This window comes from Rhodanobacter geophilus, assembly GCF_040812275.1.
In the GTDB taxonomy this organism is placed as follows: domain Bacteria; phylum Pseudomonadota; class Gammaproteobacteria; order Xanthomonadales; family Rhodanobacteraceae; genus Rhodanobacter_A; species Rhodanobacter_A geophilus.
The window spans coordinates 162,692-185,017 of the sequence record NZ_JBFOHL010000008.1 but is presented as its reverse complement, the minus strand read 5'-3'; the positions used below and the strand labels follow the sequence as shown (position 1 = coordinate 185,017).

Annotated in this window: 18 protein-coding genes and 1 pseudogene; 16 read left to right on the top strand and 3 right to left on the bottom strand. The window is 70.5% G+C overall.

Annotated features, from left to right (window positions below; all coding sequences use genetic code 11):
* The first annotated feature begins 16 nt into the window (after positions 1 to 16).
* The gene (locus tag ABQJ56_RS10510; RefSeq protein WP_367844968.1) at positions 17 to 763 is read left to right on the top strand and encodes a class I SAM-dependent methyltransferase; all 747 of its coding nucleotides are present in this window, start codon (positions 17 to 19) and stop codon (positions 761 to 763) included.
* A 3-nt stretch (positions 764 to 766) separates the two neighbouring features.
* Here ABQJ56_RS10510 and ABQJ56_RS10505 read toward each other — a convergent pair whose 3' ends face one another.
* Positions 767 to 1,564, bottom strand: coding sequence for a TatD family hydrolase (locus ABQJ56_RS10505; RefSeq protein WP_367844967.1), 798 nt, complete (start codon positions 1,562 to 1,564; stop codon positions 767 to 769).
* Between the two features lie 190 nt (positions 1,565 to 1,754).
* Here ABQJ56_RS10505 and gspE point away from each other — a divergent pair, with 190 nt between their 5' ends.
* The 12 genes and pseudogenes from gspE (at position 1,755) to hrpB (ending at position 15,673) form a co-directional block, all read left to right on the top strand.
* Positions 1,755 to 3,488, top strand: a complete 1,734-nt coding sequence (gene gspE, locus ABQJ56_RS10500) for a type II secretion system ATPase GspE (RefSeq protein WP_367844966.1) — start codon at positions 1,755 to 1,757, stop codon at positions 3,486 to 3,488.
* Between the two features lie 228 nt (positions 3,489 to 3,716).
* Entirely contained in the window at positions 3,717 to 4,934 is a 1,218-nt protein-coding gene (gspF, locus tag ABQJ56_RS10495) for a type II secretion system inner membrane protein GspF (RefSeq protein ID WP_367844965.1), read from the top strand.
* Positions 4,935 to 5,108: 174 nt separating this feature from the next.
* Entirely contained in the window at positions 5,109 to 5,516 is a 408-nt protein-coding gene (gene gspG / locus ABQJ56_RS10490) for a type II secretion system major pseudopilin GspG (RefSeq protein WP_437343419.1), read from the top strand.
* Positions 5,517 to 5,623: 107 nt separating this feature from the next.
* Positions 5,624 to 6,067: pseudogene (locus ABQJ56_RS10485) on the top strand (GspH/FimT family pseudopilin); the annotation flags it as partial.
* Positions 6,064 to 6,480: a prepilin-type N-terminal cleavage/methylation domain-containing protein gene (locus ABQJ56_RS10480; protein ID WP_367844963.1), complete on the top strand. Its 417-nt coding sequence runs from the start codon at positions 6,064 to 6,066 to the stop codon at positions 6,478 to 6,480. The pseudogene ABQJ56_RS10485 and the gene ABQJ56_RS10480, both read left to right, overlap by 4 nt.
* Positions 6,477 to 7,148 (top strand): prepilin-type N-terminal cleavage/methylation domain-containing protein, encoded by a 672-nt coding sequence (locus ABQJ56_RS10475; protein WP_367844962.1) that lies wholly within the window; start codon positions 6,477 to 6,479, stop codon positions 7,146 to 7,148. Before ABQJ56_RS10480 ends, ABQJ56_RS10475 begins: the two co-directional genes overlap by 4 nt.
* Positions 7,145 to 8,005, top strand: a complete 861-nt coding sequence (locus ABQJ56_RS10470; RefSeq protein WP_367844961.1) for a type II secretion system minor pseudopilin — start codon at positions 7,145 to 7,147, stop codon at positions 8,003 to 8,005. Before ABQJ56_RS10475 ends, ABQJ56_RS10470 begins: the two co-directional genes overlap by 4 nt.
* Positions 8,002 to 9,165: a PilN domain-containing protein gene (locus tag ABQJ56_RS10465; RefSeq protein WP_367844960.1), complete on the top strand. Its 1,164-nt coding sequence runs from the start codon at positions 8,002 to 8,004 to the stop codon at positions 9,163 to 9,165. Before ABQJ56_RS10470 ends, ABQJ56_RS10465 begins: the two co-directional genes overlap by 4 nt.
* Positions 9,162 to 9,830, top strand: coding sequence for a type II secretion system protein GspM (gspM, locus tag ABQJ56_RS10460; RefSeq protein ID WP_367844959.1), 669 nt, complete (start codon positions 9,162 to 9,164; stop codon positions 9,828 to 9,830). The genes ABQJ56_RS10465 and gspM overlap by 4 nt, the downstream gene beginning before the upstream one ends.
* Entirely contained in the window at positions 9,827 to 10,552 is a 726-nt protein-coding gene (locus ABQJ56_RS10455) for a type II secretion system protein, XpsN-like (RefSeq protein WP_367844958.1), read from the top strand. Before gspM ends, ABQJ56_RS10455 begins: the two co-directional genes overlap by 4 nt.
* A 3-nt stretch (positions 10,553 to 10,555) precedes the next feature.
* A complete protein-coding gene (gspD, locus tag ABQJ56_RS10450; protein ID WP_367844957.1) occupies positions 10,556 to 13,000 on the top strand; it encodes a type II secretion system secretin GspD in 2,445 nt (814 codons plus the stop codon).
* A gap of 39 nt (positions 13,001 to 13,039) precedes the next feature.
* Complete coding sequence (hrpB, locus tag ABQJ56_RS10445; RefSeq protein WP_367844956.1) at positions 13,040 to 15,673, top strand: ATP-dependent helicase HrpB; 2,634 nt, start codon at positions 13,040 to 13,042, stop codon at positions 15,671 to 15,673.
* Positions 15,674 to 15,701: 28 nt separating this feature from the next.
* Here hrpB and ABQJ56_RS10440 read toward each other — a convergent pair whose 3' ends face one another.
* Complete coding sequence (locus ABQJ56_RS10440) at positions 15,702 to 16,358, bottom strand: flavin reductase family protein (protein ID WP_367844955.1); 657 nt, start codon at positions 16,356 to 16,358, stop codon at positions 15,702 to 15,704.
* On the opposite strand from ABQJ56_RS10440, the gene ABQJ56_RS10435 reads away from it, so the two are divergent.
* Together ABQJ56_RS10435 and ABQJ56_RS10430 are read left to right on the top strand one after the other, a co-directional pair.
* Complete coding sequence (locus tag ABQJ56_RS10435) at positions 16,357 to 17,121, top strand: ArsR/SmtB family transcription factor (protein WP_367844954.1); 765 nt, start codon at positions 16,357 to 16,359, stop codon at positions 17,119 to 17,121. The two genes, ABQJ56_RS10440 and ABQJ56_RS10435, sit on opposite strands and share 2 nt — an antisense overlap.
* 101 nt (positions 17,122 to 17,222) lie before the next feature.
* Entirely contained in the window at positions 17,223 to 17,600 is a 378-nt protein-coding gene (locus ABQJ56_RS10430; protein WP_367844953.1) for a DUF1161 domain-containing protein, read from the top strand.
* A gap of 8 nt (positions 17,601 to 17,608) precedes the next feature.
* Here ABQJ56_RS10430 and ABQJ56_RS10425 read toward each other — a convergent pair whose 3' ends face one another.
* The gene (locus ABQJ56_RS10425; protein WP_367844996.1) at positions 17,609 to 18,994 is read right to left on the bottom strand and encodes a M20/M25/M40 family metallo-hydrolase; all 1,386 of its coding nucleotides are present in this window, start codon (positions 18,992 to 18,994) and stop codon (positions 17,609 to 17,611) included.
* 721 nt (positions 18,995 to 19,715) lie between these two features.
* On the opposite strand from ABQJ56_RS10425, the gene ABQJ56_RS10420 reads away from it, so the two are divergent.
* A complete protein-coding gene (locus tag ABQJ56_RS10420) occupies positions 19,716 to 22,229 on the top strand; it encodes a protease pro-enzyme activation domain-containing protein (protein WP_367844952.1) in 2,514 nt (837 codons plus the stop codon).
* Positions 22,230 to 22,326: the final 97 nt, after the last annotated feature.

The window sequence follows — 22,326 nt, the reverse complement described above, 5'->3', positions numbered from 1 at the left end:
CCCACGGAGTTCCCGCATGGCGTTCAAGGACCACTTCTCCGGCCACGCCGCGCTGTACCGCGACGCCCGCCCGTTGCCGCCCGCCGACTGGTTCGACTGGCTGGCCGCGCAGGCGCCGGACCGCGCGTTGGCCTGGGACGCCGGCTGCGGCAACGGCCAGGCCAGCGTCGGTTTCGCCGCGCATTTCGAACGCGTGGTCGCCACCGATCCCAGCGCCACCCAGATCGCGCAGGCCACGGCGCATCCGCGCATCGACTACCGCGTGGAGCCGGCCGAACGCGGCACGCTCGCCGCGGGCAGCGCCAGCCTGATCGGCGTGTCGCAGGCGCTGCACTGGTTCGACCTCGACGCCTTCCATGCCGAGGTGCGCCGCGTGGCGAAACCGGGCGCGCTCGTCGCGGTCTCCGCCTACGGCAACTGCAGCGTGAGTCGCGCGGTGGACGCCGTGGAACGCCATCTCTATGCCGACACACTGGGGCCGGACTGGCCGCCCGAGCGCGCACTGGTGGATGCCGGCTACCGCGGACTGCCGTTCCCGTTCACGCCCGTGGAGGCGCCCAGCTTCATGATGCGCGCCGACTGGAACCTCGGGCAGTTCCTCGCCTACCTGCGCTCGTGGTCGGCCACGCAGCGGCACGCGAAGCGCACCGGCAACGACGCGGTGCAGGCGGCGGCGCCGGAGCTTGCCGCGGCCTGGGGCGATCCCGCAGCGGTGCGCGCCGTGCGCTGGCCGTTCGTGACGCTGGTGGGACGCGTGGACTGATCCTCAACCCGGCGCGGGCAGCCCGAAGAACGACTCGGCCGTCGCCGTGCTGTTCGCCGCGGTGACATCGACCGGTTCGCCGCGGTCGCGGGCGATCTCCTCGCAGATGTGCCGGAGATACATCGGCTCGTTGCGCCGGTGCGAAGGCTGCGGGCGCACCGTGCGCGGCAGGAGGTAGGGCGCGTCGGTCTCGATCATCAGCCGGCCGGCGGGGATTTCGCGCACCAGCCCGCGCAGGTGGGTGCCGCGGCGTTCGTCGCAGATCCAGCCGGTGATGCCGATGTGGCAGTCCAGCGCGAGGTAGTCGCGCAGCGCCTCGCCGGTGTCGGTGAAGCAGTGCACCACCGCAGCCGGCACGCGGTCGCGGTAACGCTTCAGCAAGGCGAGGAAATCCTCGTGTGCGTCGCGCTGGTGCAGGAACAGCGGCTTGCCCAGTTCCGCCGCGATGGCGAGCTGGCGTTCGAACGCGGCCAGCTGCACGTCGCGTGGCGAGTAATTGCGGTTGTAGTCCAGCCCGGCCTCGCCCACCGCGCGCACCGCAGGATCCTGCGCCAGCGCGCGCAGCCGCGCATCGGTGGCGTCGTCGTAGTCCACCGCATGGTGCGGATGCACGCCGGCCGTGGCCCACAGCACGCCGGGATGCGCGTGCGCCAGCGCCAGCGCATGCTCGCTGCCCTCGCGCGAGGCGCCGGTGACGATCATCCGGCCCACGCCGTGCTCCCGCGCGCGTTGCAGCACGGTGTCGAAATCGTGACGGAAGGATTCGTGGCCGAGATTGGCGCCGATGTCGACGAGCTGCATGGGGAACCCGGTGAAAAGCGCCATTGTCCCAGACTGGCGCAGGCCGGCAAACCGGCGGATCGCGAGACCCGCGGTACCGTGCTCGCCAGCCGCTCTGCCGATGTGTTACCTATGCGCATTCGCCGCGCGACAGGGGGTGCGGCCGGAAGACGGTTTACTTGGCAGTCGTGATTCACGAGCGGGGTGACGTATGTCGGCAGTCGTGCAGCCGGCGCGGGGCGAGGGAGCGGCGACGGTGGACGAGCGCGAGGCGGCGGTGTGCGCACTGCTGGTCGCACGCGGCCGGCTGAAGGACGGCGACCTGGCGCGGGCGCGCCGCCTGCACGAGGAAGCCACCGAGGGCACGCTCACCGCGCTGCTGGCGCGACTGGGCCTGGTCAACGAGCGTGAACTGGCCGAGGCCTGGTCCGAACTGCTGGCCGTGCCGATGCTGGCCGCGCGTGACGCGCCGGAGCTGGCGCCGCCGGATCTGGATCTCTCGCTGCGCTTCCTCAAGCAGCAGCACGTGGTGCCGGTGGCCGATGGCGGGCACGGGCTGGCGCTGGTGATGGCCGACCCGGCCGACCCGTACCCGCTGCAGGCGGTGACGCTGGCGGCGGGACGCCCGGTGGCGCTGCGCATCGGCCTGCGCTCGGAAATCGACGACCTGATCGAGCGCTACTACGGCAGCGGCCGTTCCGCGATGGGCACCATCGTGGAGAACATCGACGGCGGCGCCAGCGAAGTGGACGACGTGGAACACCTGCGCGACCTCGCCAGCGAGGCGCCGGTGATCCGCCTGGTCAACCTGATCCTGCAACGCGCCGTCGAGCAGCGCGCCTCCGACGTGCACATCGAGCCGTTCGAGAACCGGTTGAAGGTGCGCTACCGCATCGACGGCGTGCTGCACGAGGTGGAGGCGCCGCCGGCATCAAGCACCGCGGCGGTGATCTCGCGCGTGAAGATCATGGCCAAGCTCAACATCGCCGAGCGTCGCCTGCCGCAGGATGGCCGCATCCAGCTGCGCGTGCAGGGCAAGGAGCTGGACCTGCGCGTGTCCACCGTGCCGACCAGCTTCGGCGAGTCGGTGGTGATGCGCATCCTCGACCGCGAGTCGGTGGTGTTCGACTTCGCCACGCTGGGCTTCACCGACAGCTTCCAGTCGCGCTTCGTCGAGGTGCTGGAGCGTCCGCACGGCATCCTGCTGGTCACCGGCCCCACCGGCTCGGGCAAGACCACCACGCTGTACACCGCGCTGTCGAAGATCAACACGCCGGACGTGAAGATCATCACCGTCGAGGATCCGGTCGAATACCAGATCGAGGGCATCAACCAGATCCAGGCCAAGCCGCAGATCGGGCTGGATTTCGCCGCGGCGCTGCGCTCCATCGTGCGCCAGGACCCGGACGTGATCATGATCGGCGAGATGCGCGACCTGGAGACCTGCCGCATCGCGATCCAGTCCGCGCTCACCGGCCATCTGGTGCTGTCGACCCTGCACACCAACAGTGCCGCGGGCGGCATCACGCGCCTGCTCGACATGGGCGTGGAGGACTACCTGCTCGGCTCCACCGTCAACGGCATCCTCGCGCAACGCCTGGTGCGCCGGCTCGACCCGGCGACGGCGGTGGCCTACGAGCCCTCGCCCGAGGTGATCGCGCAGTTCGAGCTGGAGAAATACGCGGGCGGCAAGCCGATCCGGCTGTGGAAGCCCGGCACCAGCGCCGCCAATCCCAGCGGCTATCGCGGCCGGCAGGCGATCATGGAATTCCTGGTGATGAGCGATCCGCTGCGTCGCCTGGTGATGCAGCGCGCCGACGCCGGCGAGGTCGAGCGGCGGGCCCGCGCCGAAGGCATGCGCACCATGTACGAGGACGGCATCGCCAAGTCGCTCGCCGGCGTCACCACGCTGGAGGAGGTGCTGCGTGTCACGCAGGAGGGCTGATCCGATCCTCCCCTCACCACGGGGAACAACCCCCTCTCCCCTCTGGAGAGAAGGCTGGGGCGAGGGGGAGGGACTTGCTATAAGGCATGCTCCAGGTGGACTTCAAAGCGGCGCCGAGGCGAGATTGGCTCTCCACCCCAACCCTCTCCCCAAAGGGGAGAGGGGGCAAACGTGCCGTGCGGGTTCCCCCCGGCTCGAGCTTGATCTGGCTCGGGGGCATCGAGTCCCATGAGCCAGTTCCGCTACAAGGCCATCAGCGAAGCCGGCGAACTGCTGCGAGGCCAGATGGAGGCGGCCAGCCTCGATGAAGTGGTGGCGCGGCTGCAGGACCAGGGCCACACGCCGCTGGAGGCGCAGCCCGCCGACGCGATGGGCGGCGGCTCAGGCTTCGCGGCACTGTTCAAGCGCGGCCCGTTCACCGGCGACCAGCTGGCGCAGTTCACCCACCAGCTGGCGACCCTGCTCGGCGCCGGCCAGCCGCTGGATCGCGCGCTGGGCATCCTGCTCGACCTGCCCGAGGGGGAACGCGCGAAGAAGCTGATCGAGCGCGTGCGCGACCGCGTGCGCGGCGGCACGCCGCTGTCGCAGGCGCTGGACGAGGAGCACGGCGTATTCCCCAAGCTGTACATCGCACTGGTGCGCGCGGGCGAGGCGGGCGGTTCGCTGGAGGAAACGCTGCGCCGGCTCGCCGATTACCTGGAACGTTCGCAGCAGCTGCGCGGCAGCATCATCAACTCGCTGATCTATCCGGCCTTCCTGCTGGTCGGCGTGCTGGGTTCGCTGGTGCTGCTGCTGGCCTACGTGGTGCCGCAGTTCGTGCCGATCTTCGAGGACATGCAGGTGCCGCTGCCGTGGATCACCGAAGCGGTGCTGGCGCTGGGCCAGGCCTTGCAGTCGTGGTGGTGGCTGATCGGGCTGCTGCTGGTCGGCGGCGTGTTCTTCTTCCGCATGCGCCTGCGCGAGCCGGCCACGCGGCTGGCCTGGGACGCGCGCGTGCTGCGCCTGCGCGTGGCCGGCCCGCTGCTGCTCAAGGTGCAGACCGCGCGCATCGCGCGCACGCTGGGCACGTTGCTGAAGAACGGCGTGCCGCTGCTGAGTGCGCTGGCCATCGCGCGACAGGTCACCGCGAACCGCGCACTGGACGCCGCGCTGGCGCAGGCGCACGAACAGGTGAAGGAAGGCTCCGGGCTCAGCCTCGCGCTGGGGCAGTCGAAGCTGTTTCCGCGCCTCGCGCTGCAGATGGTGCAGGTGGGCGAGGAAGCCGGCGAGCTGGACGGCATGCTGCTCAAGGTGGCCGACACCTTCGAGCTGGAAAGCCGCCGCTCGATCGACCGCCTGCTCGCCGCGCTGGTGCCTGCGCTCACCGTGGTAATGACCGTGCTGGTGGGTTTCATCATGGCGGCGATCCTGCTGCCGCTGTTGAGTCTGACCAGCAACATTCAATGAAACGTGGAGAGTGTGATGATGTTGATGCAGAGAAGGGAACGGGGAGCGGGGAACGCGGAACGTGATGACGGGTTGCGCCCCGTGTCCGCACGCTTCGGCCTGTTGCCCGTGAAGAAAGCGGTCAACGCATCGCCGCGAGTATTCCCCCGTTCCCCGTTCCCCGTTCCCCGTTCCCTGCGCGTGCGGCGCGCCCGCGGCTTCACCCTGCTGGAAATGCTCGCGGTGATCGTGCTGATCGGCATCATCGGCGCGGTGGTGGTGACCCAGGTCGGCAAGAACGTCGACAAGGGCAAGTACGGCGCGGGCAAGGCGCAGCTGGTGACGCTGAGCCAGAAGATCGAGAACTACGCGCTGGACAACGGCGCCCCGCCGCAGCAGCTGGAGGACCTGATGACCAAGCCGGCGAACGCGCCGAACTGGCAGGGGCCGTATGCGAAGGAATCCGAGCTGAAGGATCCCTGGAGCCATGCCTTCGGCTACAAGGTCCCCGGCGAGCACGGCAGCTTCGACCTGATCTTCTACGGCCGCGACGGCAAGCCCGGCGGCGACGGCTACGACAAGGACGTGGGCAACTGGCAATGAGAAGCCGGGAAACGGGAAACGGGAAACGGGGGCGCAGCGTCGCCCGCGTTCGCCCGTGCACTCCCCGTTCCCCGTTTCCCGTTCCCCGTTCCCAGCGCGCGCAGCGCGCCCGCGGCTTCACCCTGCTGGAAATGCTCGCCGTGATCCTGCTGATCGGCATCGCGGCGGCGGCGGTGGCGGTGTCGGTGACCCAGGGCCTGGCCAGCGCGCGCATCAACGCGGCCAGCGGCGAGCTCGCCGCCGCGCTGCGCGCCACCCGCGCACAGGCGATCGTGCAGGGCAGGGAGCAGCACTTCGACGTGGACATCCGCGCCGACACCTGGAGCGATGCGAAGCGCAAGGACGTGCGCCTGCCCAGGGGCCTGAAGCTCTCGATCACCAGTGCGCTGGAGGATCGTCCCGACGAACACACCGGGCGCATCCGCTTCTTTCCCGACGGCAGCTCCACCGGCGGCCACATCGTCCTGCAGAGCGGCCGCCGCCAGTGGCGGATCAACGTGTCGTGGCTGACCGGGCAGGTCGCGGTGGTCGACCAGGTGGCGGCGCGATGAAGCGCCAGCGCGGTTTTTCCCTGCTCGAGGTCATCGCCGCGATGCTGCTGCTGGCGGTCGCCTTCGCCGCGCTGATGAAGGTGGCCGGTGGCGCGATCGCGCTGTCGCGCAACGCGGCGGCGCATGACGAGGCGGCGCTGTGGGCGCGCAGCCTGCTCGACAGCGCCTATGTCACCGAGCCGGTGGCGCCGGGCCACCGCAGCGGCCGCTTCGATGACCGCTACCGCTGGACGCTGGACGTGACGCCGTGGCAGCCGCCCGGTGCGCAACCAACCGGCACGCAGCCCGGCGCGGCGACGCAGCAGCTGTACCGGCTGGATCTGGCGGTGCAGTGGGGCAGCGCCGCGCATCCGCAGGTGGCGCATTTCGACACGCTGCGGCTGGGCCAGCCGCAGGGGGCCGGTGCGCCATGAGACGGCAACACGGCTTCACCCTGCTGGAAGTGCTCGGCGCGCTGGCCCTGCTGGCCTTGCTGCTGGTGGGCGTGTACGCCGGCGTGCGCAGTGCGATCCATGGCGTGCGCTCGGGCAGCGCGGCGATCGCACGGGTCGACCAGATCGGTTCGGCGCAGCGCTTCCTGCGCAGCGAGCTCGCCCAGGTGCTGGCGCAGCCGATCGCCCACGACGACCGCGGCCCGCCGGTCTACTTCAGCGGCGCCGAACACGAGATGCGCTACGTGGCGCCGCTGCCGGGCTACCTCGGCAAGCTGGGCCCGCAATTGCAAATGCTGAAGCTGGTCGACGACGGCGACGGCGGCCAGCGGCTGGAGCTGAGCCTGGCGCTGCTGCCGCCGGACGGCCGGCCGCCGAAGCCGCTGGGCGAGCCGCAGGTGCTGCTCGATCACATCCGGAGCGGGGGCTTCAGCTACCGTGGCCGCGACGCACAGAACCGCGAGCAGCCCTGGAGCGAGGACTGGGCCGATGGCAGCCGCCTGCCGCAGCTGGTGCGCATCCGGTTGCAGGCACAGGGCGGTTACGACTGGCCGGAACTGGACGTGCCGTTGCGCGTCGATGCGTCGGCCGTGGTGGGCCGGATCGGCCTGCTGCCGGGCAGCGCGATGCCGCTGGGAGGCGCGCGATGAAGCCGGCCTCGCGGCAACGCGGCGTGGCCCTGCTGCTGGTGATGTGGGCCTGCACCTTGCTGGCGATCCTGCTCGGCGGCTATGCCGTGCTGGCGCGTACCGCGGCGCTGCAGACGCGCTACCAGTTCGCGGCGACGCGCGCCCATTACGCGGCCGAGGCAGGATTGATGCGCGCGATCTACAGCCTGCAGGACCCGGATGCGAAGCAACGCTGGTCAGGCGACGGCCGGGTCTATCCGTTCGATTTCGACGGCGCCAAGGTGCAGGTCTCGATGATCGACGAGGGCGGCAAGGTCGACCTCAACGCCGCCACGCCCGCGGTGCTGCAGGCGCTGTTCCGCGCCGCCGGACTGGACGCGGCGGCGGCCGGCCGGCTCGCCGCCAACGTGGCGGACTGGCGCAGTTTCGTCACCGCGGCAGACCAGGCGGATCGCGGACGCGCCGAGTACGCCGCTGCCGGCCGCGATTACGGTCCGCGCCACGGCCCGTTCGCGAGCCTGGAGGAAGTGCAGCAGGTGCTGGGCATGACGCCGGCGCTGTACCAGACGCTGGAGCCGGCCATCACGATCTGGTCGGGGCGCAGCACGCCTGACCCGAACACCGCGCCGCCGCTGGCGCTGGCCGCGATTCCCGGGCTCGACCCGCAACAATTGCAGGCCGTGCAGGCTGCACGGCAACGCAACGCCGCTGCCGGCATGCCACCTATCGGCGGCGGAATCACGCATAGTATTCGTTCGCAGGCCGAGCTGGCCGACGGCACGCGCGCGGTGATCCGCGCCACGATCCGTTTCCGGCCCGGCGGGATGGGCGCGCAGCCGTATGCGGTCTTGCGCTGGCAGGAGGGTGACGGGGAATGAGTGCTGCAACGCCAGCGTTGCGTTCGCTGCTGGAGCGCCTGCGCCAGGGTTGGCGCGCTTCGCCCCTGCCGGGCTTCTTCGCCTGGTGGGGCGGCGAGCTGGGCGCGTTGCTGCCGCCGCGCTGGCGTGCCGCGCTGGCCGGCGGCGCCGACTGGCACCTGCTGCAGCAGGTCGACGGCGACTGGCGGCTGCGCCGTGCCGGCCGCACCGAGCCGCTGGCGCGCTGGAGCGACGGCCTCGACGCCGCCGCGCAGCAGGCCGCGCTGGCCGCCGCATGGCAGGGCACGGACCCCGAGGATCGCCGGCTGGCCCTGCTGTTGCCTGCCGATGCGGTGCTGCGCCGCGTGCTGCAGCTGCCGGTGGCCGCGCGCGGCAAGCTGCGCCAGGTGGCGGGTTTCGAGATGGACCGGCAGACCCCTTTCAGCGCCGCGCAGGTGTATCACGCGGTGCGCGAGCTGGCGCAGCCGGCCGTGGCCGGCCGCTGTGCGGTGGAGTTGCTGGTGCTGCGGCGGGACACGCTCGATCCGCTGCTGGCCCGCCTCGCGACGCTGGGCATCACGGTCGACGCGGTGGACCTGGCGCAGGACGCCGGGCGCCTCGGCGTCGACCTGCTGCCGCCGGAACAGGCCTCGCATCGCACGCGGCCTCGGCTGCGCCTGAACCTCGCGCTGGCCGCGGCCTGCGTGTTGCTGGTCTTCCTGGCGATGGGCAGCTGGCTGCGCAACCGCGAGGCCGCGCTGGCGCAGATGCAGGCGCAGGTCGAGGCGATGCGCGGCGAGGCGCAGCAGGTGGCCGGCCTGCGCAAGCAGCTGCAGGACGACGCCGGCGCGGCCGGCTTCCTGGCGCAGCGCAAGGCGCAACGCGCCACCGTGCTCGGCGTGCTGCTCGACCTCACCCGGCGCCTGCCGTCCAGCGCGTGGCTGGAGCGCTTCAGCCTCGACGACAGCGGCCAGATCGGCTTCCAGGGCCAGAGTCCGCAGGCGGCCAAGCTGCTCGACCTGCTCAAGGGTTCGCCGCTGATCGACAACGCGAATTTCCAGGGCAGCATCCAGTCCGACCCGTCCACCGGCAAGGAGCGTTTCTACATGGTGGCGCAGTTGCACAAGCCGGCGGCGGAGCATGCCGCCAGCCAGCCGGCCGCCAGCGGGAGCGCGCCATGAAGGCGCTGAGGCTCTCGCCGCGCGACAGCCGCATCGCGGCGATCGGCCTGCTGCTGCTGGCGTTGCTGCTGGCCTACGTGCTGCTGCTGCACTGGTGGTTCGTGGCGCCATTGCGCGACATCGCCGCGCGGATGGACGACCTGCGCGACACCCAGAGCCGCTACGCCGCGGCGATCGCCGAGCAGCCGCAGCTGCGCCAGCGCATCGCCGCCCTCGGCGCCGGCCAGGCCGCCAGCAGCGCCTTCCTGCCCGAGGACGATCCGAATACCGCCACCGCCGACCTGATGCAGCGCGTGGTCGACGCGGTGGGTGCGCACACCGCCGGCGGCAGCTGCATGGTGACGCAGAAGATGCCGGTGCCCAATCCACCGATGGCTTCGGGCGAGCCGTACCGCAAGGCGGCGGCCAGCATCAACCTGAGCTGCGACATCGAGCCGCTGGTGGGCGTGCTGCAGTCGCTGGAGCAGGGCACGCCCTACCTGTTCGTGGACAACCTCAACATCTACCGCAACCCGGTGGCGGCGCAGCAAGGCAACCGGCCATCGCTGGAAGTGCAGTTCACCCTGTCCGGCTACGTGCGTCCAGGGAACGGCGCCGCGCCCGCGGCGGCGGCTTCGCCGCCCGCGGCCGACGAGGCGCAGGACGCGCCGGGAGCGACGCCATGAACGCCGCCAGCCAACGCCGGCTGACCCCGGCCCTGGGAGTCATCGCATTGCTGCTGGGGGCGCTGTGGCTGTCGCTGCTGGCGGGGTTAGGCGGCGGCGTGCACTGGAATGCGCCGCGCGCCACGGCCTTGTCGCCCGCGGCGGGCAAGCACGCCGGCCTGCCCACGCCGCTGCCGCTGGCGGAGTTTGCGCCGGTGTGGCAGCAGTCGCTGTTCAGCCCCGACCGCAAGCCCGAGGCGCACGCCGCCAGCGGCGGCAGCAGCCTCGGCGACCTGGCGCTGACCGGCATCATCCTCACCCCGCAGCTGCACATGGCATTGCTGCACGACAAGAACGGCAACAGGGAGCTGCGCCTGCGCGAAGGGCAGGCGCTGCCCGACGGCAGCCTGAGCCTGGTCGAGGTGAAGCCGCGCTCGGTGGTCATCGATTCCGCGCAAGGCCGCACCGAATTGAAACTGCCCGCCGGTGCGCCGATCGATGCCGCGACGGCGGCATCCACGGCCGCTGCACCACAGCCCCCGGCCATGCCGCAGGGCGAGGTCGAGGGCGCCGCCACCGTGCAACGGGTGCAGTCGCTGAGCCAGGATTCGTCGCACCCGGCGTCGCCCCGGGCCACGCCTCAGTACAGTCCGCAACAGATCGACCGCCTGCGCAAGCTAAAGGCCGCGATCCTGCGGCGCCGCGCCGCCAGCCAGGCCGCGAACCCCGAAGGAGCCCACTGACCCATGTCCCGCCAGTCCACCTCCGTGCGTTTGCGGCCATCAGCCGACCTTTACCCCACCCTGCCGCGCATCGTCGCGCTGGCGGCGCTGACCCTGCTGGCCGGCTGCGCCAGCCTGCCGCCGCAACCGGACGACGCCTCGCTGCAGCGCGAGGCGATGGCCGGCACGCATGCGCCGGTGCCGCCGCCGCTGCCGCTCAACAACGACCAGACCACCACCACGAATGCCGCGGTGCTGCCGCAGATCAGCCGCGGCAGCGGCGAGTTCGTGCGACCCACGGCGCTGGCCACGCCGCGTCCGGCGGTGAGCGGGCCGAACGGAGTCACCTTCAACTTCGAGAACCAGCCGGTGCAGGCGGTGGTGAAGGCGATCCTGGGCGACCTGCTCAAGAAGAACTACACCATCGTCCCCGGCGTGCAGGGCAACATCTCCTTCTCCACCGCCGAGCCGGTGGACGCCAGCCAGGCGTTGCCCATCCTGGAGACGCTGCTGTCGTGGACCAACAACGCGCTGGTCGAGCGCGGCGGCAGCTACGTGGTGCTGCCGGCGAAGGAGGCGGTGGGCGGCAACCTGGTGCCCAGCCTCCGCGCGGCGGCGCCCGCCGGCGGCCTGCAGGCGCGGCTGTTCCCGCTGCACTACATCGCCGCCGGCGAGATGCAGAAGCTGATCAAGCCGTTCGCGCGGCCCGACGCGGTGTTGCTGGTCGATCCCGCGCGCAACGTGATCGTGATGTCCGGCACGCCGGAGGAGCTGGACAACTACCAGCGCACCGTGCGCACCTTCGACGTGGACTGGTTGCGTGGCATGTCGGTGGGCGTGTTCAACCTGCAGCACGCCGACGTGGACCAGCTGATGCCCAAGCTGGACGAGATGTTCGGTTCCAAGGGCAACACGCCGCTGGCCGGCATGCTGCGCTTCATCCCGATCAAGCGTACTAATGCGCTGGTGGTGATCAGCACGCAGCCGAACTACGTGGACGAGGTGGGCAGCTGGATCGCCCGCATCGACCAGGGCGGCGGCAACCAGCCGCAGCTCTACGTGTACGACGTGCGCAACATCAAGGCTTCCGACCTGGCGAAGTACCTCGCGCAGATCTACGCCAGCAATGGCGGCGGCAACGAATCCGGCGGCGAAGTCGGCCCGGGCCTCACCTCCGGCACGCTGGGCAGCGCCGACAACGCGCGCGGCTCGGCCAGCGGCATGGGCAGCACGGCGGGCAGCTTCGGCAGCAGCAATACCGCGGGCAGCGGATCGGGTGGCCTGAACAGCGGCCTCGGCGGCAGCGGCGGCGCGGGTGGTTTCGGCGGCATTGGCGGCACCGCCAATGGCGGCACCAGCAATGGATTGGGCGGCGGCCTGGGCAACAACATGGCCGGTGGCGCGGCCTGGTCCGCCGGCTACGGCAACGCCAACGCGGCCAGCCAGGATCGCCAGTACGTATCGCAGGATGGCAGCGTCCGCATCGGTTCGGTGGATGCGAACAACCAGCTGCTGGTGCGCGCGAGGCCCTCGCAGTGGGCCGAGATCGAGGCGGCGATCAAGCGGCTCGACACCATCCCGCTGCAGGTGCAGATCGAGACGCGCATCCTCGAGGTGAACCTCACCGGCCAGTTCCAGTTCGGCGTGCAGTGGTACCTGCAGGGCCTCACCGGCAGCACGACCAGCACCGACAGCAGCGGCAACACCACGATCACCCCCGGCGAACCCTATCGCCACCGCCAGGCGGCGCTGGGCGGCGGCGGCAACGCCTACGGCGGCGAGCCGCTGTTCTACTCCTTCATCAACAGCAAGATGCAGGTGGCGGTGCGCGCGATGGAGGACAGCGGCAACACCAAGACGCTGTCCGCGCCCTCGCTGGTGGTGATGAACAACCAGCCGGCCTCCATCCAGGTGGGCAACAACGTGCCGGTGAACCAGAACTACATCGTTTCCGGCCTGGGCACGACCGGCGGCGCGGCCACGACCGGCGAAGTGCAGTACCTCACCACCGGCGTGATCCTCAAGGTGGTGCCGCGCGTGAACCCCGGCGGCCTGGTCTACCTCGACGTCAGCCAGGAAGTGAGCACCCCCACCACGCAGGACAAGAACGGCAACTACACCATCGCCGACCGCCAGATGCAGACCCAGGTGGCGGTGCAGAGCGGCCAGACCGTGCTGCTCGGCGGCCTGATCCAGCAGAACGAAAGCACCGACGACAACGGCGTGCCCGGCATCAACCGCATCCCTATCCTCGGCCGCCTGTTCGGCACCACCAACCGCACCCGCAACCGCACCGAGCTGATCGTGCTGATCACCCCGCGCGTGATCCGCAACAGCGAGGAAGCGCGCCAGATCACCGACGACTACCAGCAGGGCTTCGAATCGCTGAAGCCGTTGCGGGCGGCGCAGGCGGCGCAACCGGCCGCCGCATCGGGGAGCGCGACGCAGACGGCGCCGTTGCGGCATTGAGGCAGGCAGGCTCATGGCAGCCGGTATCATCGGCGCGCCATGAGTTCCGCCGCGCCGACTTTCCCGATCACCCCGCTGCTCCCCGACATCCGCGCGTCGCTCGCCGCGACGCCGCGGCTGGTGCTGGAGGCGCCGCCCGGTGCGGGCAAGACCACCCAGGTGCCGCTGGCCTTGCTCGACGCGCCGTGGCTGGCCGGCGGGAAGATCGTGATGCTGGAGCCGCGCCGCATCGCCGCGCGTGCCGCCGCGCAGTTCATGGCGCGGCAGCTGGGCGAGGAGGCCGGGCAGACGGTGGGCTACCGCATCCGCTTCGAGTCGAAGGTGGGTGCCGCCACGCGCATCGAGGTGGTCACCGAGGGCATCCTCACGCGCATGATCCAGGACGATCCGGAGCTGGCCGGCATCGGCGCGATCCTGTTCGACGAATTCCACGAGCGCCATCTCGCCGGCGATCTCGGCGCCGCGCTGGCGCTGGACGTGCAGGCCACGCTGCGGCCCGAGCTTCGGCTGGTGGTGATGTCCGCCACACTGGACGGCGAGCGCATCGCGCGCTGGCTGGATGCGCCGCGGCTCGCGAGTCCGGGTCGCAGTTTCCCGGTGCGCATCGAGCATCCGCCGGCGCGGGCGCAGGAGGGCGTGGAGCACCATCTTGCCCGCGTGGCGCGGCAGGCCTTGGCGGAGAACGACGGCGACGTGCTGGCCTTCCTGCCGGGACGGCGCGAGATCGCCCGCGCGCAGGCTTTGCTTGAAGAAACCCTTGCACGCGACGTGGCGCTTTGGCTCCCCTCTCCCTCCGGCAGAGGGGGCGGGGGAGAGGGTGCGGGCGAAGCGGGACAGCGCGCTTCGCCCGCACCCTCCTCCGCCCCTGCCGGGGCACCTTCTCCCGGAAGGGGAAGGGAAGGCATGCGTCTCGAGATCGTGCCGTTGCACGGCGAGCTTTCGCTGGCCGAGCAGCAGTGGGCGTTGTCGCTTGCCGAACCCGGCACGCGCCGCATCGTGCTGGCGACCAACGTGGCCGAATCCAGCGTCACCCTGCCGGGCATCCGCGCGGTGATCGACGCGGGTCTCGCGCGCGAGCCGCGCTTCGACCCGAATTCCGGCTTCACGCGACTGGAGACGGTGGCCATCTCGCAGGCTTCGGCCGACCAGCGTGCGGGCCGCGCGGGCCGCGTGGCCGAGGGCACGGCCTACCGGCTGTGGCCGCAGAGCAAGCGGCTCGACCCGTCGCGCACCGCGGAGATCATGCAGGCGGAACTCTCCGGCCTTGCATTGGAACTCGCTGCATGGGGCAGCGCCGGATTGCCCTGGCTGGATGCGCCCCCCGCCGGCGCGCTGGCGCAGGCGCGCGAACTGCTCGCGAACCTCGGCGCGCTGGATCGCGACGGCCACATCACCGCGCTGGGCCGGCGCATGCTGGAACTGGGCGCCACGCCGCGTCTCGGCGCAGCTGCATTGCGCGCCCCGGAAAACCTGCGCGCCCTGGTCGCCGACCTGCTGGCCCTGATGGAAGCGCGCTCGCCGCTGCGCGGCGAGCAGGGCCGCAGCGATGATTTCCGCGCGCGCGTGGCCGCGCTGCACGCCTGGCGCGATCGCCGCAGCCATGGCGCCGATGCGGGTGCGCTGGCGGCGATCGAGCAGGCTTCGAAGGGTTGGCGCCGTCGCCTGGACGTGCGCAGCGCCGCCAGCGGCACGCCGGACAGCCATGCGGTGGGCGACCTGCTGCTGCATGCCTTCCCCGACCGCATCGCGCGCCGCGACGAGGCCAACCCGCTGCGCTACACCCTGGCCAACGGCCGCGGCGCGCGCCTGCACGAAAACACCGCGCTGCTGGGCGAGCCGTGGCTGGTGGCGCTGGACCTGCGCTTCGAGGCGCGCGACAGCCTGATCCTCGCCGCCGCGCCGTTCGATCCGCGCACCTTGGAACGCGACTATCCACGGCATTTCGTGCGCGGGCGGGCGCTGCGCTGGAACGACGCGCGCGATGCGGTGGAGGCGTTCGAGGAATACCGCTACGCCGCGATCGTGCTGGAACGCCGCAGCGTGCCGGTGCAGCCGGAGGATGCATTGCCCGCGCTGCTGGCGGCGATCCGCAGCAAGGGGCTGGATGCGCTGCCGTGGAGCGAACACGCGCAGCGCCTGCGCCTGCGCATGCAGGCGCTGCGCGGCTGGATGCCGGAACTCGGCCTGCCCGATGTCTCCGGCGAACATCTGCTCGCCACGCTGGAGGACTGGCTGGCGCCGTATCTCCACGGCAAGCGCCGGCTCGATGCGCTGGCGGCGGAGGAGCTGTCGCAGGCGCTGTCGGCCATGCTCGACCACGCGCAGCGGCAGGCGCTGGACGCGCAGGCGCCGGATGCGCTGCAGGTGCCGAGCGGACAGACGCGCCGGCTGGACTACGCGCCCGGCGCGCCGCCGGTGCTGGCGGTGAAGCTGCAGGAGCTGTTCGGCCTCGCCGACACCCCGCGCGTGGGCGGCGGCCGCGTGCCGGTGACCCTGCACCTGCTGTCGCCCGCAGGCCGGCCGATCCAGGTCACCCAGGATCTGCGCGGCTTCTGGGAGCGCACCTACCCCGAGGTGAGGAAGGAGCTGAAGGGGCGCTACCCGCGCCATCCCTGGCCCGACGACCCGTGGAGCGCCACGCCCACGCACCGGGCCAAGCCGCGCGGCACCTGATTCCGGCCAGCCGCCGCGCCGGCGTCGCCTACACCTCGGCCTTGAACGTGCGGCCCAGCGCCGCTCCCACGCCGTAGTAATGGCGGAACACGTAGAACAGCGGGCGGTAGCGGCGCGGGTCGATGTGCGAGCTGCCGGACACCACGATGTCGGCATGCGCATGCACCCGGCACACTTCCAGCTCCAGCGTGGTGTAGCCGCCCGCATCGTCGCGCCAGGCATCCAGCGGACGCTCGATGGCCTGCAGCAGGCGCGCCTCCAGTTGCAGTGGCGCCTCGGCGATGCGCGGCGCGCCCACCAGGGCGGAAGGCAGCGCGTGCCAGCCGGCCAGCGCGAACTTGTCCGCCGCGTGGCGATAGCCGTGCTTCCACGCCGGCACCGGATCGCGGCCGCTGGTGGGCGCCAGCCGCTCCACCGCCTCGCGCATCGATTCGGAAGCGAGGTTGAGCACGCACTCGCGTTCGCGCAGCAGGTTGGCCAGGCCCTGGCCGCCGCCGGCCAGGCCTATCGTCACGCGGTCGGCGAGTGCCCAGGCCGATGATATCGGCGTGATGTTGGCCGAGCCGTCCGGATTGCGCGTGGTGATCAGCAGCACGGGCGTGCCGAAGTACAGGATCGAAGGATGGATCTGCAGTGTGTCGGGGGCGTGGTGGATGTCCATGCCGGCAGTGTCGACGGATGGCATGGCGGATGTTTCGCCGCGCGACGAAACGAGCGTGCAGGGCGGGCACTACACTGCGCGCATGAGCCGTGCCGACATCCCCAACCGCTATCAGCTGGCCGAGTTCGGCGCCCTGCTGGCGGAGCCGGCGCGTTCGGCGATGCTGCTGGTGCTGCTGGACGGCAGCGCCCGTCCCGCCGGCGAACTGGCGCGCGTCGCCGGCATCGGTGCGGCCACCGCGAGCGCACACCTGAAACGTCTGCTGGATGGTGGCCTGCTTGCCGTGCATGCGCAGGGCCGGCACCGCTACTACCGGCTGGCCGACGACGAGGTGGCGGCGTGGCTGGAGGCGATGGCGTTGCCGCGCGTGCCGCGACTGCCGCGGCCGCAAGGCAGCGATCCCGCACTGTGCCGCGCGCGCACCTGCTACCGGCATCTGGCCGGGCGACTGGGGGTAACGTTGTGCGATGCGTGGCTCGGTCGCGGCTGGTTGCGCAGCGACGGCAGCGGTTTGCATCTCGCGACGACGGGTGCGCAGGCGCTGGCGGCGGCAGGCATCGCCGAACCCTTGCCGGAACAGCTGCTGCGTCTTGCCGGCCGCGGCTGCCTGGACTGGACCGAGCGCCGGCTGCACGTGGGCGGTCCGCTCGGCGTGGCGATCACCGGCGCCATGCTCGACGCCGGCTGGCTGCGCCGCAGCCAGCGCAGCCGCGCCCTGCTGCCCAGCGACGAGGGGCTGCGCCGGCTGGCCCAGCTCGGCGTGCGGCTGGACGACGCGTCGCACTGAATCCGGTCGCTACCGGATGGGCGGGGGCAGCCCGGCCGCCGTCGACGCCGATTTCATTGGCTGCGCGCTCTGATGGGACGTCAATCCGCGGAGGACTGCCCATGAAAACCCAAGGTGTGTTCGTTGCCCTGGCGCTCCTGCTGGCGCCGATGCTGGCCCATGCCTCGTGCGATGCGGTGAAGGCGAGCATCGACGCGAAGCTCCAGGCGAAGGGGCTGCAAGGCTACACGCTCGCCGTGGCGTCGCACGACGAGCCGGCGGCGGGCGGCAAGGTGGTCGGCCAGTGCGAGGGCGACAAGCAGATCGTGTACACGAAAGGCGCGTCCTCCGCTGACCAGTCGGCAAGCGGCGGGACGCCGGCGCATCATCCGCACGCCAAGATGGGGATGAAACCCGCCGGCACGAAGCCGGAGCCGTCGGGCATGCCGCGGCAGAGCGATGAGCCGCACCCGGCCGTACCCTCGACCAGCGGTGGCTGAGCGCCGTATCAGTGCTTCGTGGCTGCCGGTGGCGAACGCTCGAAGCTGCCGGCGTCGCCGGGGAACACCACCGGGCTCTCGTAGCCGTCGGCGGAAACTGACGACACGCCGAAGTACCAGTCGTCGATCACCACGTCCTTGAGCACGTAGTGGTCGACATCCCCGGTCGCCTGCGCGTGCTGCCATTGCGGCGCGGTGGTGTCGCGCCAGTGCACGCGGTAGCCGGCGGCGCCCGGCACCTTGTGCCAGTCCAGCGTGGTGTCGGTGGCCAGCGCGCCGTGGATGTCCACGGCGGCGGGCGGCGCCGGTGCGCGGCTCAGCGTGGCCATGGTGATCGCGTTGAGCGCGGTCACCCGCGCCAGGTAGCGGAAGTCGATGCCGGCGATGGTGTCGCCGTAGCGAATACCGTCCTGCGTGCGCAGGTCCTGGTGCTGGTGCGTGTAGTCCTCGTGCGCCTCGGTGACGCGTACGGCGGGGTAGCCGGCTTCGAGGAACGGCACCTGGTCGCCGCCGCGGCCATAGCGGTCGGTGCGGTAGACCATGCGCACGCGGAAGTCGGGCAGGTAGCGGTCGGCGAGTTGCGCCATGGTGCGGGCGAGGTTGCGCGAGGGTGAATCCACCTCGCCGCCGTGGTAGCGGCGGTAGTCCGCCTGCTGCAAGGTTTCGTTGCTCCTGGTGCCTTCGGAGAACACCCGTACCACGGTGTTGTCGATCACGCCGTTCTGGCCGCGGCTGTTGCCCACGATGTCGTTGTTGAGTTCGGCCTCCACCTGCCAGCCGTGGGCGACCGCGTAGTCGGCCAGCACCTTGCCGCCGTACAGGCCCTGCTCCTCGCCGGACAGCGCGGCGAACACCAGGGTGGCGCGGTTGTCCTGCTTCGACAGCAGCCGTGCCGCCTCGATCAGCGCGGCCACGCCCGAAGCGTCGTCATTGGCGCCGGGCGCGTCGCTGCTGGCGTTCATCACGTCGCTGACGCGCGAATCCAGGTGCCCGGTGATCGCGATCACGCGCTGCGGGTCCGAACTGCCGCGCTTGATCGCCACCACGTCCATCACCTGGGTGGGATGGGGGATGCGCTTGCCGGTGAAGGTCTGCGAAGGCGTGATCACCTCCAGGCAGCCGCCGCAGTCGCGTGAGATCGCCTCGAAACGCGCCTTCACCCAGCGCCGCGCGGCGCCGATGCCGCGGGTGCCGGACCGGGTGTCGGACAGCGTGTGGCGCGTGCCGAAGCCCACCAGTTGCGTGATCGTGGCGCGCAACTCCGTTTCACTCGGTGCGACGGCCAGTGCGCGCAGCGCAGGTTGTTCACGCGGTACCGCGGGCAGCCCGGCGGCATGGGCGGACACGGTGGCGCCTGCGGCGAGCCAGCACCACACGGACAGGATTCGACGCATCACGGCTTCTCCCTGGATGAAGGTCCCGGCCGCGTGTCCGGCGGAAGCGCCTTGCGGTCTTCGCGGCCACCGGCTGACCGGCGCGGGGCAATCACGGTATCGCAATTTCATGCCTGCCGTCGTTTGGACAATCGACGGGAAAAGCGGATGGGGTGGTCGATTGAATCGTGGCGATCGAATCGGCGATTGACGCGTTATTTATTGCGAATATCCATGAATAGATTTCCGCGATCCGCCATTTATTGCGAATACGGCATGCGCGACCGTGCCCGCCGGCGGGCGGGCGATGCGCGTGGCAGGGCGGTTTACCGGTACGCGGTCGAGGTGTGCGACGCACGGAATAATCGAATGTACCTGCGTTTCAAATGCGCCATTTCGCGGGTGGCGTTTTATATGAAGCAATCGTAAATGATTAATGTGCTGCCGTTTGATATTTGCGGTTCCTGATATTGACGGGTGCAAATTCGATTGCTTAGTTTCGGGTGATTCGCCATGGGGAGCATCGGCGAATGATTCCGAGATGACGCTTGCGGGGGCAGGCGTCGTCGAGCAGAGCCCGAGGCCACCCGTGAAAAGGAGATTCAGGGGGACGGCGGCCGCGCGGGTGCTCGGGAATCGTCTGGCAAGCAGCAAACGGAGTCGCACACGTGCGACATGTCATTGCCACGGGGTCACGCGACCGCGTCAGGTCCGTTCGCCTCGAATTCTGGGGAGTCACTCAATGCAACACGTTCGCTTGAAAGCACTGGCCGCCGCCATCGCCTTGGCCGCGGCTTCCTCGGTGTGCGCCACCTCGGCCAGCACCACCAGCAACGCACTGTTCACCACCGTGCGGCATGCCACCAAGCTGCACACGGGCGACCGTGTCGTCGGCCCGCTGGATGTCGCGCAGTCGATGCACATCGCGGTATCGCTCAACCTGCGCAACAAGGCGCAGCTGGATGCGTTCGTCGCCAATCCGCACCACCCCAACCTCACGCCTGCGCAGTTCAACGCGATGTACGCGCCGACCCAGGCGCAGGCACAGCAGGTGGCCGACTTCCTGCGGAAGTCCGGCTTCGGCAACGTCACCATCGAGCCGAACCGCCAGCTGGTGACCGCCAGCGGCCGCGCCGACACGGCGGCCTCGGCGTTCCACACCTCGCTGGTGAACGTGCACACGCATGACGGGCGCAATGCCTACGCCACCGCCAGCGACGTGAAGATCCCGGTCGCGCTGCAGGGCATCGTGAACGAGGTGCTGGGCCTGCAGACGGTGCATACCTTCCACGTGCTGAGCCCGGTACACACCGACGCGACCGGCACGGCCGGCGCGCACGCCCCGACCGACTTCCCGGCGATCTACAACGCAGGCAGCACGGCGACCGGTTCGACGATCAACGTCGGCGTGATCACCGAAGGCAGCATGACGAACGTCAAGAGCGACTTCAGCAAGTTCCTCGGCCAGCACAGCGGTCTCGGCAGCATCCCGCTGAACGTGGTGACGGTGGACGGCGGCAGCAGCGACACCAGCGGCGACGGCGAGTGGGACCTGGATACCCAGGACATCGCCGGCATGGCCGGTGGCGTGAAGGCCTTCTATCTCTACACCACCTCCAGCCTGAACACCCAGCCGCTGGTGGATGACTTCAACAAGGCGGTCACCGACAACACGGTGCGCATCATCAACGTCTCGATCGGCGGTTGCGAAACCGGCATGGAGACCAGCGGCGCGGCCACCGGCGACAACATCTTCGAGCAGGCCGACGCGCAGGGCCAGACCTTCTCGATCTCCTCCGGCGACAGCGGCGCGGACGAATGCGGCGACGGCGGCGTCGTGCCAAGCTGGCCGGCCGACTCGCAGTACGTGGTGGCGGTGGGCGGCACCGAGCTGTACACCTCGGGCACCACCTGGACCAGCGAGACGGTGTGGAACAACCTCAGCCAGGACGAAGGCGCTACCGGCGGCAGCCCCAGCACCTTCGAGGCGCAGCCGAGCTGGCAGAACGGCGTGGGCCAGAATGCGGGCAGCCAGTATCGCGGCCTGCCCGACGTGGCCTTCGACGCCAGCCCGGTCAGCGGCGCCAACGTGATCGTGGACGGCTCCAGCGAGCAGATCGGCGGCACCAGCCTGGCCTCGCCGCTGTTCGTGGGCGTGTGGGCGCGCGTGCTGGCCGCGAATTCCTCGCTGGGCTTTGCCGCGCCGCTGATCTACGCGGATGCCGCGTCGCATTATTCGACCGACTTCCATGACGTCACCTCGGGCAACAACAGCGGCGAAACCGCCGCGACGGGCTGGGACTACACCACCGGCTTCGGCTCGATCAACATCGCGAACTTCGTGGCCAACGTCGCCGGCAGCGGCGGCACCGTCACGGTACCCACGGCCAGCAACGGCTCGGTGAGCACGAACGAGAACACCGCCGTCTCCGGCACGCTGGCGGCCACCGCTTCTGGCGGCGCCAGCCTGACCTTCGCGGTGGTGGCGCAGCCCGCCCACGGCACGGTGGCCATCACCAATGCCGCCACGGGTGCGTTCACCTACACGCCGGCGAGTGGCTACACCGGCAGCGACTCGTTCACCTTCGACGCCACGGACAGCGCGGGCACCTCGAACGTGGCGACCGAGAGCGTGACCGTGAACGCGGCCGGCGCCGGCAAGCCGGTGGCGAACTTCACCGACACGGTGAGCGGCCTGACCGTGAACTTCACCGACAGCTCCACCGACACGGGCGGCACGATCAACTCGCACGCGTGGACCTTCGGCGACGGCGCCACCTCGACCGCGGCGAATCCCAGCCACACCTACGCGGCCGCGGGCACCTACAGCGTCACCGAGAAGGTGACCGACAGCACCGGTGCGACCAGCAGCAAGACCGCGTCGGTGACGGTGAGCGCGCCCAGCGGCGGCACCTTCAGCAACAACACCAGGAAGGTGATCAGGGACAATGCCACCATCACCAGCAACATCTCGGTGACCGGCGAGCCGGGCAACGCGCCGTCCACGCTGCAGGTGCACGTCAACATCACGCACAACTGGTCGGGCGATCTGGAGATCGACCTGGTGGCGCCGAACGGTGCCTACGCGGTGCTGCAGTCGCCGGACTACAACGACGACGGCAACATCAACCAGACCTGGACCGTGGACGCTTCCTCGGTGAAGGGCAACGGCACCTGGAAGCTGCGCGTGATCGACAACGACCCGTGGTACAGCGGCGACTACGGCACGCTCAACAACTGGAGCCTGACGTTCTGATGCGACCCGGCGCGCAGGGAAGCGCGCCGACCATCGGATGCGGTACCGGCCCGGGTGGCGACACCCGGGCCTTTTTGCGGGCGCACGCGGGCTGCAT